Annotated in this window: 10 protein-coding genes and 1 riboswitch; of the genes, 5 read left to right on the top strand and 5 right to left on the bottom strand. The window is 47.4% G+C overall.

Translation table 11 applies throughout. The features are described from left to right. Nucleotides 1-8 precede the first annotated feature (8 nt). The 5 genes from ACR32F_RS28265 to ACR32F_RS28245 all read right to left on the bottom strand — a co-directional run bounded on the left by ACR32F_RS28265 (nucleotide 9) and on the right by ACR32F_RS28245 (nucleotide 5857). Nucleotides 9-1342 (bottom strand): IS3 family transposase gene (locus tag ACR32F_RS28265; protein ID WP_440108848.1). Its coding sequence is split into 2 segments (ribosomal slippage): nucleotides 9-938 and nucleotides 941-1342, totalling 1332 coding nucleotides; the frame shifts between segments, so codons are not numbered across the junction. Between the two features lie 140 nt (nucleotides 1343-1482). Further along, the gene (locus ACR32F_RS28260) at nucleotides 1483-2262 is read right to left on the bottom strand and encodes a PHP domain-containing protein (protein ID WP_440113006.1); all 780 of its coding nucleotides are present in this window, start codon (nucleotides 2260-2262) and stop codon (nucleotides 1483-1485) included. Nucleotides 2263-2303: 41 nt separating this feature from the next. Next, nucleotides 2304-3131: an energy-coupling factor transporter transmembrane component T family protein gene (locus ACR32F_RS28255; protein WP_440113003.1), complete on the bottom strand. Its 828-nt coding sequence runs from the start codon at nucleotides 3129-3131 to the stop codon at nucleotides 2304-2306. Further along, nucleotides 3106-4977 (bottom strand): ABC transporter ATP-binding protein, encoded by a 1872-nt coding sequence (locus ACR32F_RS28250; RefSeq protein ID WP_440113000.1) that lies wholly within the window; start codon nucleotides 4975-4977, stop codon nucleotides 3106-3108. The genes ACR32F_RS28255 and ACR32F_RS28250 overlap by 26 nt, the downstream gene beginning before the upstream one ends. Continuing rightward, the gene (locus ACR32F_RS28245; RefSeq protein ID WP_440112997.1) at nucleotides 4970-5857 is read right to left on the bottom strand and encodes a cell division protein FtsQ; all 888 of its coding nucleotides are present in this window, start codon (nucleotides 5855-5857) and stop codon (nucleotides 4970-4972) included. The genes ACR32F_RS28250 and ACR32F_RS28245 overlap by 8 nt, the downstream gene beginning before the upstream one ends. A gap of 202 nt (nucleotides 5858-6059) precedes the next feature. Between ACR32F_RS28245 and ACR32F_RS28240 the strand changes: the two genes are divergently transcribed. From ACR32F_RS28240 to ACR32F_RS28220, 5 genes are all read left to right on the top strand, one after another. Further along, entirely contained in the window at nucleotides 6060-6893 is an 834-nt protein-coding gene (locus ACR32F_RS28240) for a MurR/RpiR family transcriptional regulator (RefSeq protein ID WP_440112994.1), read from the top strand. A gap of 305 nt (nucleotides 6894-7198) precedes the next feature. Then, entirely contained in the window at nucleotides 7199-8119 is a 921-nt protein-coding gene (locus tag ACR32F_RS28235) for a methyl-accepting chemotaxis protein (RefSeq protein WP_440112991.1), read from the top strand. Nucleotides 8120-8398: 279 nt separating this feature from the next. After that, nucleotides 8399-10114: a spore germination protein gene (locus ACR32F_RS28230; protein ID WP_440120042.1), complete on the top strand. Its 1716-nt coding sequence runs from the start codon at nucleotides 8399-8401 to the stop codon at nucleotides 10112-10114. Nucleotides 10115-10134: 20 nt separating this feature from the next. After that, the gene (locus tag ACR32F_RS28225; RefSeq protein ID WP_440112988.1) at nucleotides 10135-11235 is read left to right on the top strand and encodes a GerAB/ArcD/ProY family transporter; all 1101 of its coding nucleotides are present in this window, start codon (nucleotides 10135-10137) and stop codon (nucleotides 11233-11235) included. Continuing rightward, a complete protein-coding gene (locus ACR32F_RS28220) occupies nucleotides 11232-12434 on the top strand; it encodes a Ger(x)C family spore germination protein (protein WP_440112985.1) in 1203 nt (400 codons plus the stop codon). Before ACR32F_RS28225 ends, ACR32F_RS28220 begins: the two co-directional genes overlap by 4 nt. Before the next feature lie 74 nt (nucleotides 12435-12508). Next, a riboswitch (SAM riboswitch) is annotated at nucleotides 12509-12611 on the top strand. The last annotated feature ends 58 nt before the right edge of the window (nucleotides 12612-12669 follow it).

Genomic DNA, 12669 nt, shown 5'->3' with positions numbered 1-12669 from the left:
AAAAAGACCTACATGGCCCGAAGAAGGTGATCTCTGTATTCTACAGGGGTCATCCTTTTTAAGTTCCATTGGTATCTGTAGTGGTTGTAGTAGGTCATATATGATTTAATTTCTCGTTTGACTTCTTCCAGTGTGGTGCAGTCCTTCAGCAATACTTCATCCTTAAAATGACCAAAGAACGACTCCTGCGGAGCGTTATCCCAGCAGTTCCCTCGTCTGGACATGGATTGTCCAAAGCCCATACGTTTCACTTTCTTCTGAAAATCCGGATGGGTATAGTGGGTACCTTGATCCGAATGAATGAACGCGTCTTTGGTCTTCTTCCATCTTCGATTCTTCTGTAAGTGAAGCAACGTATTTGTCGCGAGATCCATGGTAATTCGTTCCGACACATGGTAAGCCAGAATTTCATTGGTGGAGCTGTCCTTGATGGTGGACAGGTAGGCTCGTTTCCCTTTTCCATAAGTTAAGTAGGTAATATCGGTTAGAAGCACTTTGCCCGGCACGCCCTGTTTGAAGTTACGTTGTAACAAGTTAGGCACGGTCCGATGTTCGTGGGTCGCCTTCATCATTCGCTTGTACGGATTGGCCTTTCGAATAGGACATACGATACTATATTTCTTCATGATTCTTCGGATTCGCTTGAGGTTCCAGACGATTTGAAACTTTCCCTCCAGTGTCATCTTGATGGAGCGTGCACCTTTGTAGCGCTTTTTAAAATGGAAGGCCCGGCTGACGTGAACGCGCAACTCTTCATCGGCCTGTTCGCTCCGATGGCGTCTGTGGATGGCTGGAGCGCTAAAGTAGCGGTAGTAGCCGCTTTTAGAGACACCTGCGACCTCGCACAAAACACTCACCATCCGCCTTAGATGGTATTTCTGAATCACGAATCGAATCAATCTGTATCGAAGACCAGGCACTAGTTTTACTCGTGGTTCCACCCCCGTTCGGCCATCCGAATCTTTTTTAAGAGTTCATTCTCTGCTTGGAGCAAACGAATCTGCGCTTCGAGTCTCGCGTTCTTCTCATCCAAGGTTAATTCTCGCTTTAAAGGTCTTCCTGAATGCTTGCCTCTTGCATCGTGTAAACCTAAATCGCCCTGCTCTCTGTATCTGGCTCTCCACCGTTTGGCAGCGGCTTCGATGCGAGTCATTCCAACGATCTCCGCATCCAACCCACAGGACTCAAAAATGTCTCTGGGCGGCTTTCCTTGCTGATTCGATGCAATAAAGAGTTGCTTGAACTCGTCTGTATACGTAATCCCTTTGGTCGATACGGACTTTACATATGGGTTTTTTGAAAGTTGTTTCATTTCTCGATCTGTAAACATTTTTTTACTCATCAGCTTATCTCCATCCTCGTCTCGTTCGTGGCATACAACAAAAATACCCCATAGAGAGACTTTTTTCAAAGTGTCTACTCTATAGGGTACAGTTTATGGATGCTTCGGGCTTTTGTTATTACAGCTAATACTCTCTATTACTAAACCTTCTGCAGACGAGCGCCTTCCAGCTTGGCGAGACGTTTCATCACTTTCTTGAGCATCACGGAGGCTTTGACACGAAGGGGAAGATCAGAGGAGATTTCTATCGTGTAGGCACCGTTGAGAATCTGTTCTTTCAGTTCGGCAACGGATGCACAAGAGTGAGCCATTGCGTTATATACACTGCCGTATTGCAGGCATTGGTGAGTATCACTTCCGGCGGTGACCGGTTTACCAAGGGCCTGTGCGAAGGGTTCAACCTGACTGCGGCATGTCTCTATGCCGTATTGGTACATGTCCTTGGCATTCAGATCAAAGGCGTCCAGACGTTCAAGGAGAGAACGATCCAACGGATACAGCGGAGTGGATTCACGGAAGGGATGAGCCCCGATTTTGAGCAGTGGCCATGCTTCGGCCAGATCCAGCAGATTGGCAAAGGGAATGAATGACCCCTTGGCTGTATAATTTTCCAGGCCGGCACGAACGGCGAGGATATGTTCTTTTTGACCAATGAGCAGTATATGTCCTGTCTCGTAAATATCCACTTCCATCCCGGGGAAAATACGCAGCCCGTCTGCATCGTAGTACTCTCCATTGTAAGGATAGAGCCGGTCCAGTGTTTCATAGACATCGTAGAAATTGCGGGTGTTGAAATGTTCGGTTAGTGCAAGGGCATCCAGTCCACTGGATTTGGCCTCGGTGACCATCTCGGTGAAATAATCGACGGAGAAATCAGAGTTTTTGGATAATTTGCCGTGGGTATGAAGATCAATACGCATAAGGACACTCCTTTTATTCCATGAATGGTTAAGTATATGAATTACAGAATTTCATAATGTGTGCCGAGCCAGAACAGAAGAGCGACATACAGCGCCGATCCAGTCAGAAATCCAATGTCTCGTGGACTGATTTTCAGATGGGCCAGCTTCAGGCGTTTGGATTCGGCATCCTTCATGCCATAAGAGAAACCTCGTGTCTCCAGTGCTTCGACGGTGGTGCGCGAGCGTTTGGCTGTAGCCAGCATGAGTGGGAAGAAGGACACAACGAACAGCTTCATATAATAAACGACGAGCCGCCAATACAACCATCCATGTCGGGAAGGAACCTGACCCCGCAGTCTGTAGGACAGCATGATATTACGGAATTCACCGAACAGCACTGGCAAGATGCGGTAAGCATATGAGAGGCTGAACGAGAATGTTGCAGGCATGCCAAGAGCAAGTAATCCATCTCCAATCCGTTCCGGGTCCATGCCCGAAAAGACGGTGATACTCGCCAGCGAGACAATCGACAGCTTCAGGGTGAGCAGCAGCAGGGGGAACGCAGATTCCAGATTGCCACCGAAGAATAGCGAAATGATAAACATCCAGCCGACCTGACCGATCAGCCCCAGACAGAGAATGATGATGATAAAGGGGGCAGCCCGGGATAGAATAGTCGTGGTGACCATAAGCAAAAACATACCGAGCAGCACCGTGCCGTTATGAATAAACCAGGGTACGATAGCAAAGAAAAGATACCAGATCAGCATTGCGCGTGGGTCAATCCGTGACAGACTGGCATGACCGCTGCCATATACGGTATTCATTAACTCAAGCTGTATGCGTTCAATGGATAGTTTGTCAAACCAGTTGCGGACAAGCTGCATGATGAGCATCCTCCTCGGTGAATGAGTAATTCAGCAGACTCTCAACAAAGGCATCGGTTGTAGGTGTGAGTGTCGGCAATCCCAATCGGTGCGAAAGTTCCATGATTTGTGTAAGCGCAAGTCCGGAGCGGCGCAGGAGTGATTCATCCGCGAACACTTCAGCAGGGGTGCCATCAGCCTCCACTTGTCCATTGTGAAGGACGATGACACGACTGGCCCATTGGGTAACGAGCTGCATGTCATGTGTAGCAATGACGGTTGTTCGCACATGCTGATCCAGCTCATCCAGTACACCGATTAATTCTTCCCGTGTAGCCAGATCCAGATTGGCCGTAGGTTCATCCAGCAGCATGAGTGAAGGCTTCATAGCTGCACCAATGGCCAGAGTAACGCGTCTCTGTTGTCCGCCGCTGAGAAGACGTGCATCCCGTTCCTGGAGTGCCGAAAGTCGAAAACGGCCCAACACATGGTCGATCTGCAGATCAGCCTGCGGAATGCGGCGGGTTCTCAGAAAGTATGCCACCTCTTTGCGGACACTGTCCTCGATAAACATCTCGGAAGAGTTCTGAAAGATATACGCAACTCGGCCTGCAAGCCGTTCCAACGAGGAACGATGGGTGATCTCACCCAGCACGCGGATACTTCCCTCTTGAGGCAAGCTAATTCCAGCCATGAGTCTGAGCAATGAAGACTTGCCGGCTCCATTGTTGCCCACAAGCGCAATTCGTTCTCCTTCATACAGTGAAAAGTTAATGCCGCGAATAACCTCATGTTCCTTTTTGCCAAGCCCCCTGTATCGCAACCGTGTGTCACTGAATTCCACAATGGGAACAGCAGTCGGTGGGGATTGCTGTCGTGTACCGTCTGACCTTCCGGAAGGGGAATGCCCGTGGAATGCCGGTGCTGCTGAAGCATGAATATTCTGCCGAACGTGTTCTTGTGTAAAATATAGTGCTGCTTGTTCAACCGTTACGGGTAACAGTTGTTGTATCACAGAATCCTGACTGTGCTCAGAGCGTTCCCCTGCTTTGAAATGCGCTCCGATCTGAATAGCTGCACGAGTTACTTCAGGTGGTTGGATACCAAGGCGCTCAAGATCGGCAATGCGATTCAATCCTTCTTGTACAGGAAGCTTCCATAAGACACGTCCTGTGTCCATTAAAACGACATCAGCACAGAAGTCAGCGATAAATTCCGTATGATGCTCAATAACAATGATCGTCTTGCCATATTCGGTATTCAAGCGGGACAGGCATTCATAGATCAGTTTGGCATGTTGCGGATCTAGCTGGGAGACAGGTTCATCCACGATCAAAATCTCCGGATCGAGCGACAGTGCTCCAGCCAGAGCAAGCAGATGTTTCTGCCCACCACTTAATTCCCAGATGTACCGATTGCGGATCGTATCGAGACCACACATGGCCAGAGCACGTTCACCCAGCTCCTTATAGTTGGGTAGACCGTAATTCAGAGGGGCAAAACAGGCTTCATCCAACACGGTTGGACGGACCAGCTGATTATCAAAATCCTGGTATACATACCCGATCTGCCTGGAGAGTTCTGCAACACTTCGGTCTTCTGCAGGCACACCCAGCACGTGGACTTCACCAGAGAAGTCTCCTGTGTAGAATTGGGGGATGAGACCGTTGAACAATTTGCACATTGTTGACTTGCCACACCCGTTGCTCCCAATGATCGCAGTGAAACTGCCCCGTGAGAGGTCGAGCGAAGCATTGTTCAGGATAGGCTCATCCGAGCCGGGATAAGTGAAGGTTACATTTTGGATGGAGATGGCGAGATCTGACACGCAAGTGGACTGGGTGGATTGGGCTATTCCATTATGCATAAGGACGATTCTCCGGACCAGGCGTGATGTTGTTTTTGTTACGTTTGACTCGCATGATTAACAAAGTCACTACAGCGATTAATGCAGCAACACCAATGCTGAGCCAGATCGCAGCAGTACCATACTGATCTGCGTAGTCTGTTTCCCAGACCGCAAAGTTAATGTCCATCTCGGACAGGGATTCTGCGCCAAAAGCGAGTAGCAAAAGCAGCAGACCCGTCAGCACAAGCTTAGGACGGAAGAAGCCAGCACCTTCATATTTCATGCCTGGAGTGCGTGGTTTGATGCCCAGCAAGGGTTCGATTTTGCCATAGAGCAGGGGAACGAGGTACAGTGTTGGCAGCAGGGCGAACAGGATGCCCGAGAACAAGACGTCATTCAGAAAACCGACCCCTTCGATCAGAACAACACTTTCCGCAAGTCCCGGGACCGCCTCAAGCTGTTCAACGCCAATCCATACTTTGCCGATGTCAACCAGTGAACTAAGGAACTGATGAATGATGACTCCTGTCATGGCAGCGACCCCAACCTGCCTGCGATTCCGTGGATCACGGACCATCCGTCCGGCAACGTACATGGCGAACGAGAAAGTGATGAATTTCTCCAGCTCGCCCAGTCCGCCGAATTGTCCCAGCATCAACTCACCGAAGATAACTTCGCCAAGAGCAGCACCAAGAGCGGCGATCATAGGGTGGAACAGAATGCAGAGTGTCAGCGGAATAAAAGCAAAGTATTCAACGGACAATTCAATTGGTCCAAGCTGCAGCTTGGGTATAAGCTCTGTGAACATGTTAGACAAGCCGTACAGTGACATGGACAACACAAATATCATCATTTTCTGTGAAGAGGTCAGCGTGTAACGCTCAGTCATCTTCTTCATTCATACATTCCCCCTGAAAGTTGGTGATCTTCATAGCCAAAGTCTAGAGGTTGATTATTAACGGGAAAGATGACATTTGTAAATGAGATGTAATTTTTATTACATAAAAACTATATAAAGATAAAAATATTACATTCATAATCCACTTTGATTAAAGTTCCCTGTTATACTAACGGGAGAGCGAAAAAAGGAGTGCATACAGATGAGTCTTTTTGCCAATAGAGCGCATTTATCGCCCGGACACCTCAAAATCGCTGATTTTGTGGAACGCAATCCCGAAGAAATGTTATTCATGACTGAACAGGAAATCGCTGACCGATTGGGTGTGAGCATTGCCACCGTATCCCGATTCTGGCGTGCCGTTGGTTATGATAATGCGAAGGCATTTAAAATTCGACTTCGTACCTCCAATGACACCACACCGGCCTTGAAATTAAACAGAACGATCTCCCGAATGGATACGGACAGTCTGCCTGTGCAATTGCTGGAGGCCTCGGTTACTCATCTTCAGGAGACCTTGTCTCATATGAAGACAGGTGATTTGGAGCGGGCAGCGGCTATTCTCGCCGGAGCACGGAGAGTGTACATATATGCACCAGGGCCTTCCGCGGGTCTTGCGGAATTGCTGGCATTCCGCCTTGCGCGTTTTGGCATAACCGTCATTCGTCTCACCGCGAGTGGGCATGAGTTGCTGGAATCGCTGATGCACATGCAGCAGCATGACATGGTGTTGCTGCTCTGCTTCACACGTCTGCTGCCTGAAGCAGAGGTGATCCTGGAAGTGGCCAAGGATATGGGGAGCCAAGCAATTCTTGTCACAGATCGGGAGGATCTCCTGTACGGACTCGGGACATCGTTATCTTTTTATGTAAGCCGGGGAGAGCTGGGGGAGTTTCATTCGATGGTTACACCGCTGCTATTAATGGAGCAATTGGTACTGGCCGTCGGGTTAAGGCATAAGGATGAGGCCCTTTTGAAGCTGGAGAGGTTAGGGGAATTGCGCAATCGGTATGCGGCCAAGCTGCCACGCGGATGATTATTAAGGGTATGTGATCATAAAATCAAGAACTTGTACGAAACGATAAGCGCCAAATATGCGGCCTGGATTCATGAGTAGCCGCTTATTTGGTGTTTTTTGAGGAATGGTCGTTCGACATCATTCGCGCTGATGAAAAATAATTATTGGGAAATCAGGCACATGAGTGATCCAAAAGACCCGAATTGGGGTATCTATGATATAGTTATCTCGATTATGCAAGGATACATATTATACGACCCGTTATTTTAACGTTTAATTGTAAGAAATTTTCTATCATGGGATAAAAGTGGGGGGAGTACCAGATGTCTTTAGTAGATATTGTGAAGAAAGATGTTGTGACGGATGAGATGGTCATCAAAGCTATGGAAAAAAGTCTGGCCATGATCAGATTTGATATGGATCGCAGGGTTACGTACGTGAACGATGTATTTGCTTCAACGATGGGATATCAAAAGGAAGACATGTATGGCATGCAGCATCATCAATTTTGCTTCGGAGAATTTGTAAACAGTCCGGAATATGCAGCATTCTGGAATAGCATCTTCAGTGGAGTAAGCTTTCAGGATAAGGTTGAACGCAAGGATGCGAAAGGGAACTCCGTATGGCTTGAGGCAACGTATATGCCGGTGTACGATGAGCTGAATCAGAACATACTGGGTGTATCCAAAATAGCCACCAACATCACCAATCGTCAGAACAATATCTCGGTCGTGGTAAAAGAACTGAAAGCGATGTCCCATGAGCTGAATGAGCAAGCAGATACAGGGATTGGACGAAGCCAGGAGTTAATGTCCAGTATCTCATATATCTCAGAGGTGTCAGCTTCGAACCGTGTGACGCTGACTCATCTGCAGGAACAGGCCGGATCAATCCAGGGAGTGGTACAAACCATACGCGAGATTTCATCACAGACGCAGCTGCTCGCATTAAATGCTGCCATTGAAGCGGCGCATGCGGGAGAATTCGGACGAGGATTCGACATCGTCGCCAAGGAAGTAAAGAAACTATCCACAATGGTGGAGAACTCCATTAATGAGATTCGTGATAGTGTTACCGGAATAACCAAGGAAATTGCCAATATTACAGGCGGTACACAAAAGGTAGAGGCGTATGTCGAGCAGAGCCAGGAGCGAATCGAGATTGCTTTGAATGACTTTAAGGCAATTGCTGAATCGGCTCAGTTGCTTGATGCCAAAGCGGAGCATGTGACCAGAATCGTTTAATATGTGGTGGATGGATCATAGGAAAACCATGCGATATATTCTTGATATCCTTCTGACTCAGTATGTTGACTGATCAATACGAAGCGGTTCCTTATACAGGGACTGTTTTTTTTGCTGTGTTCAAAACATGCAATGGAAGTAAGGAGAATGCGAGCATCTGTTATAAGCAGGTCCAATTGAATGGTCTACAAAAAAACGGGAATTATTGTGTGCAAACGGGGACACAATACTTGGGAATACCTGCAGCTTCGTCATGCAGAGAAATGTTGGGGTGGGAACATGTGGTCAACAATTGTATCCTACGTGCCGGATTTTAACATATGGATGCAGGCATTCCTGGTCGTCATTATTCCGATTGGCATTACTATGACTACGCGCTGGATCAATGCCGCCATTAAACGTGGAAGCTTCTCCCGTTCGGAGCGACCGTCCATATCCTCGAAGGACATCTCGCCAGCCGCCGCAGGGCAGGGCGAGGGAACGGAGACGGGCCACTATGCGAATATTAAGATAACCGGGAAGTACATTACGGATCTGATTAGCGTAAGAGAAAGCTTTGGTCAAAATGCAGACGTGCATATTCGGGAATTTATCATCAGGGGTACGAATACACGCGCTGCGGTCATGTATACCGAAGGTTTGGGAGATCATGACTTAATTATTGATCACTTGATTACACCATTAATGTTAGAAGGCATACCGCAGCTTAAGCAGGAGGGGTTTCTTCATCCGGATAATGCATATTTACTTTCGGCATATCTGCAGAATCAATTACTTCCAGTCAGTCAGATTCAGGAGACCAATTCCCTTCAGGAGCTTTCACTGGGTGTACTTTTTGGTAAAAATGCGCTGTTGGTTGATGGATTGCCGGGTGCTTTATTAATTGGAGCCCATAAAATTAAAGCACGAGGCGTGAATGAACCTTTGTCCGAAGGATTGCTTCGTGGCCCCCGCATTGGTTTTACTGAACAGTTAAGCGATAATACAGCCATTTTGCGTCGCTATGGAAGCGATCAGAGCCTGTTTATTCAGAAGTTTGAAGTGGGAAAACGAATCAAAAAAGATTTGGCGATAGCCTATATTCAGGACATTGCTAATCCTGCGCTTGTGGATGAAGTTCGGAAGCGAATCGAGAAGATTGACATGGACTCCATGCTGGAATCAGGTTATGTCGAACAACTGATCGAGGACAGTACCCTGAGTCCCTTTCAACAGGTATTAAATACAGAGAGACCTGACCGGGTGATGGGTGCCTTGTTGGAAGGACGGGTAGCCATTATGTTGGACGGTACGCCATTTGTTTTGATTGTACCGGTGACCTTCAGCATGCTGCTTCAATCTCCCGAGGACTACTATGAACGCTGGATTCCCGGAACCTTCATGCGAACGTTGCGTATGATGTCTGCCATGCTGGCCTTGCTTGCTCCTGCGCTCTATATCTCGTTTATCTCGTTCCATCCCGGGCTGATCCCCACCAAGCTGGTATTGACGATCATTGAAACGCGAACGGGAGTACCGTTTCCTTCGATCATTGAAGTGCTGATCATGGAGCTCTCGATTGAAATTCTCAGAGAGGCAGGCATACGTCTGCCTAAGCCGATTGCGCCCGCGATGGGTATCGTTGGAGGTCTGATTATCGGCCAAGCAGCGGTTCAGGCAGGAATAATAAGCCAATTCCTGGTTATTGTCGTTGCGGTTACAGCCATTTCTTCCTTTACGATCCCTGTATACAGTGCAGGCTTAACCCTGCGAATTCTGCGTTTTGCCGCCATGTTTAGTGCAGCCGTGCTCGGGTTGTTTGGTGTAGTTATGTTCTTTCTCCTCATCTGTACGCATCTGGCGAGACTATCGAGCTTTGGTGTGCCTTATGTTGAACCAGCCGTGCCTTATCGATTCGGGGAATGGAAGGATTTTGTGATCCGTGCCCCGCTAAATATGATGAGAAAACGTCCCGAGATGACTCATCCGACCGATAAGGACCGAACAAAATCATAAAGTGATTGAGGTGATAAGAAGTGAACAACTCCGAAGGAAAGATTAGCAATAGACAGGCCGTGGTGATTATTGTCAATTACATGCTTGGTGCAGGCATCTTGACACTCCCTAGAACGACCGGTAAAGCTGTTGGAACACCAGATGTCTGGATTTCCATTCTTCTTTCCGGACTAATTATTACAGGTGTCGGCCTTATTATGGTCACCCTGTGTCGCAGATTTCCCGAGAAAACCGTGTTCCAGTTCACCCGCGAGATTACCGGGCGCTGGATTGCTTACATACTGGGCTGTGCCATGATTATGTATTTTATGGTAATTGCAGCATTCGAAATCAGAGTCATGGCAGATGTAACGGGCATGTATCTGCTCGAACGAACTCCAACCTGGGCCATTGTCATGGTTTTTATGTGGATTGGCATATATTTGATCTCCGGCGGGCTTTCCGTCCTTGTACGTGTATTTGAGATCATTTTGCCGATTACGTTGATTATATTTGTAATCGAAATTCTGCTCAGTAACCAGCTATTCGAGATTGGTAATCTGAGGCCGGTACTTGGAGAGGGGATCATGCCGGTTATTAAAGGATTGAAGCCCTCATTACTGTCGTATACAGGTTACGAGGTGATGCTGGTCATGACCGCATATATGCAAGATCCGAAGAAAAGCAATAAGGCTATGACATGGGGCTTAATGATCTCGACAATGATCTACTTGATTACAGTTGTTATGGTTGTGGGCAGCTTGTCCCTTGACGGGATTAAGACAAGAACGTGGCCAACGCTGGATTTGGTAAGAAGCTTTGAGATACAAGGTTTAATATTCGAGCGATTTGAATCATTGCTGCTGGTCATCTGGATTATGCAGATTTTTTCGACGACAGTAATCACACATTACTGCGCTTCGGTGGGAATTCGTGATTTGTTTCGTATGAAGAAGATGCAGGTCATTATGTATTGCTTGCTTCCGTTCATATATCTGACTTCAATGATGCCCAAAACGGTTAATGAGACCTTTGAACTAGGGGATATGCTGGGCAATGCATCCGTGTTTTTATTTGCCATTCTACCGCTGGTATTGCTACTGCTGAGTCTGATTCGCAAAAAAGGAGGCAAACATGCATGATTCACATCCGCTTGCTCTTACGTGTGATCTCTGCCTTGTCCATTCTATTCATCATATCCGGGTGCTGGAGCAGCAGGGAGATAGAGGATCTAAGCGTCTATGTCGGTCTTGGGATTGATATCGGCAAAGAGACGGAATTCGAGAAGAACACTGCAGCTCAGGGAGGAAGGTATTCCAAGCAGAACAATGTGACAGCCACAGTACAGATTGCTCCAGGTAGTTCGAAAAGCCAGAAAAGCGAGCAATCCGGTTCACCTGCTTCAGGCAAAAGCTCCTATTCCAATGAACAGCTCACCGGAGATTCCTTACTGCAAATCTTTCGGCAATTTGCGCTCCGCCGAGATCGTCCACTCATCGGACATCACCTGAAGGTCATCGTTATTTCCAAGGATATTGCCAAAAAATATGGTCTGGACCAACTGCTTGATTTTGTCCTGCAGGATAACGATATTCGTCCGAACTGTCTGGTGCTGATTAGCCATCATCGTGCGGTGGACGTACTGACTTCACAGGACCCTTCCCGAATCCCTGCATTTTATCTCACGGGAATCACGAACAACTCGTATATGTCCAACAAGATCCTGGACCCGGTCTTGTTATCCAAGTTGGACGCCCAGATGCAGTCCGGTTCCAGCTTCCTGCTGCAGAATGTGCTGTATTCCAATGGCGAAGACAAGTTCTCCGGTGGCAGTGTCTTTGATGGAAAGACGAAAAAATTTCTCGGGGAACTGAGCCAGACGGATCTGGAAGGTCTATCGTGGATTAAGCCTAAAGCAAAAGGAGGCGTCTTGAAGACATATAACAAAGATGGGTTCACCGTTGTATTTGAAACGAAGAAGAAAAAAACAAAAGTAATTCCGAAGGTGGTCGGCGATGATATATCGTTCCATGTAAAGAACGAATCTGAAGGCTGGCTGATGGAGGATTGGAGTGTTCCCGAAGAAGAGCATAAGGAAGCTGATCTCAAAGAGCTGGAAACGGCATTTTCTGAGCTGGCCGAGCAACAGGTTCGACAGGTTCTCTACAAACTTCAGCATAGCTATAAAGTAGACGTTGCTGATTTTCGGGATAGTCTGCGCATCAAATATCCGAAAACATGGAAAAAGGTCAAAGACGACTGGGACCAAATCTTTAGCACCGTGCCGATTACATATGAGGTGAAGATTAGCATCACCAATCCGGGTTCTTCCACCGAGTAGAAAGGGAATGTAGCGGTTTATTATTTAATTGTTGACACAACGATGATAGATCGCTATATTTATAAAAAATCATTTTCTTATCCAGAGAGGTGGAGGGACTGGCCCTTAGAAACCTCAGCAACAGATCTGAAGGATACTGTGCTAATTCCAGCGGGTGAACAGCCTGATAGATAGGAGCGTTTGTTTTTATTTGTCAGTAACGGCGCACTCTTCAGGAAGAGTGGGTCTTTTTGTT

Origin of the sequence: Paenibacillus hebaui (genome assembly GCF_051934385.1) — a bacterium.
In the GTDB taxonomy this organism is placed as follows: domain Bacteria; phylum Bacillota; class Bacilli; order Paenibacillales; family Paenibacillaceae; genus Paenibacillus.
This window is presented reverse-complemented; position numbering and strand designations above follow the sequence as displayed.